At 75.2% G+C, this 2387-nt stretch carries 2 protein-coding genes; both read right to left on the reverse strand.

What is annotated here, in order from left to right; all coding sequences use genetic code 11:
• Nucleotides 1-1400 (reverse strand): sensor histidine kinase (locus AB0J52_RS36540; RefSeq protein WP_500187485.1); only part of this gene is annotated, 1400 nt, incomplete at its 3' end.
• A gap of 67 nt (nt 1401-1467) precedes the next feature.
• The gene (locus AB0J52_RS36545) at nt 1468-2181 is read right to left on the reverse strand and encodes a response regulator transcription factor (protein ID WP_500187486.1); all 714 of its coding nucleotides are present in this window, start codon (nt 2179-2181) and stop codon (nt 1468-1470) included.
• Nucleotides 2182-2387: the final 206 nt, after the last annotated feature.

Here is a 2387-nt window from a genome sequence, read left to right on the forward strand (position 1 = left end):
GCCGGCTCCAGGCTCACCCGCCCGCCGCCCTCGCCGACGACTCGCGCCACGATCGACAGGCCCAGCCCCGACCCCGGCAGGCTCCGTGCCGAAGGCGACCGCCAGAACCGCTCGAACACGTGCGGCAGGTCCTCCGGCGCGATCCCCGGCCCCTCGTCCCGGACGGTCAGCTCCCCGCCGTCCAGCCGCACCCGCACGTGCCCGCCCGGCGGGCTGAACTTCACCGCGTTGTCCAGCAGGTTCACCACCGCCCGCTCCAGCTGGCCCGGATCGCCCTGCACGAACCACGGCGCGGTCTCGGCCTCGACCACCAGCCCAGGGCCACGCAGCCGCGCCCGCTCGACGGCGCGCTCGACGGCCTCGTGCAGCGCCACGGTCTCCCGCGCGGGCTGCCCCTCCGCCGGACGCGCCAGCTCCAGCAGGTCGCCGACCAGGCTCGACAGCTCCACCATCTGCGCCTTCACGCTCGCCAGCAGCCGCCGCCGCGTGGCCGGTGGCAGCTCCCGGCCGCTGTCCTGCGAGCGCAGCAGCAGGTCGATGTTGGTCCGCAGCGACGTCAGCGGCGTGCGCAGCTCGTGCCCGGCGTCCGCGATCAGCTGCTGCTGCCGGTCCCGGGACGCCGCCAGCGCCCCCGTCATCATGTTGAACGCCTGGCTCAGCCGCGCGATCTCGTCGTGCCCGTGCTCGGGGATCCGGGTGTCCAGGTCCTCGGTCCGCGCGATGTGCTCGGCGGCGTCGGTCAGCCGGTCCACCGGACGCAGCGACGCGCGCGCGATCATCAGGCCCGCGCCCGCCGACAGCAGCACCCCCGCCGCCGACACCGCCACCAGCAGCAGCGCGAGGTTGTCGAGCGGCCCCTCCACCTCGTCCAGCGGGATCGCGCTCGAGATCGCGAACCGCGCCTGCTCCCCGGACACCTCCGACGGCGGGACGCCGACGGTCAGGATCCGCACCCGGACGCTGTTCCCCTGGCTGTCGACGCCCTTGCCGTCGTGCAGCGCGCTCGCCCGCATCCCGGCCGCGACCTGCGCGTCGGCGTCGGTCACCGTCAGCGCGCCACGGTCGGGGATCACGCACGCGCGGCCGTCGGCGGCGAGCACCTGCTGGATGAAGTACGGGCCGCCGTACCGGGTGTCGGCCCCGCTCACCGGCGTGGACCGGCAGTCCGCCAGCGCCTCCTGGATCTCCAGCCGGTTGCCGCGCGGCCGGTGGCCGGGGACGCCCGCGCCCGGCGGGGGCCCGCTCATCCCGCGCAGCCGCCCGTCCAGCTCCCGGTACAGCTGGCCCCGCACCAGGAACCAGCTCACCGTCGCGCACGCCGCCACCGCGACGGCCACCGCGAGCGCCGTGAGCAGCGCCAGCCGTCCCCGCAGCGGCAGCCGCGTCATCAGCCGCCGCACGGCCCGGCTCCCCCTCCACCCGGACCATTCGGTCTCCCGCCGGACACGGCCGGGCGGGACGCGGCGGTCACGACGAGCTCCGCAGGACGTACCCGACGCCGCGCACCGTGTGGATCAGCCGGGGCAGCCCGTTCACCTCGGTCTTGCGCCGCAGGTACATCACGTACACGTCCAGCGAGTTGGAGGCCGGCTCGAAGTCGAACCCCCACACCGTCTCCAGGATCTGCTCGCGCGTCAGCACCTGCCGCGGATGCCGCAGGAACAGCTCCAGCAGCATGAACTCGGTGCGGGTCAGCTCCAGCGGACGCCCCTCCCGCAGCACCTCGCGGGTCCGCGGGTCCATCCGCAGGTCGCCGAACGCCAGCACCTCGCCGTCCGGACGCGACGCCGGGCCGTAGTCCACCGCCCGGCGCAGCAGCGCCCGCACCCGCGCCAGCAGCTCGTCCAGCTCGAACGGCTTCACCAGGTAGTCGTCGGCCCCGGCGTCCAGCCCGGTCACCCGGTCGCCGACCATGTCCCGCGCGGTCAGCATCAGCACCGGCATCGTCGCGCCCCGCGCCCGCATCCGGCGGCACGCGGTCAGCCCGTCCATCCGGGGCATGAGGACGTCCAGGACCACCAGGTCCGGATGCTCACGCTCGACCGCGTCGAGAGCGAGCAGCCCGTCGGCCGCCGTGCCGACCTCGTACCCCTCGAACTCCAGGCTGCTGGTCAGCGACTCCCGGACCGCCGGCTCGTCGTCGACGACGAGGATGCGCCCGCGCGCGGCATCGGACTCCATCCGCCCACGGTAACCGCCGACCTCGCGATCAACGCTGTGACCAGCGGATTCTCATAGATCTTTCAGAAACGAAAGGCCGCTCACGAGCCCTGCCCGGACGCCGGGTCCGAGGGCCGCCCGGGGCGCTCCGGCCGCGACGGCCGCGCCTGCGATGTGGGGCGCGCGGGCGTGCGGGGCAGCGCGGTGCGGGCCGCCGTCGCGGCGTC

It is taken from the genome of Spirillospora sp. NPDC049652 (genome assembly GCF_040675125.1).
Taxonomy (GTDB): domain Bacteria; phylum Actinomycetota; class Actinomycetes; order Streptosporangiales; family Streptosporangiaceae; genus Spirillospora.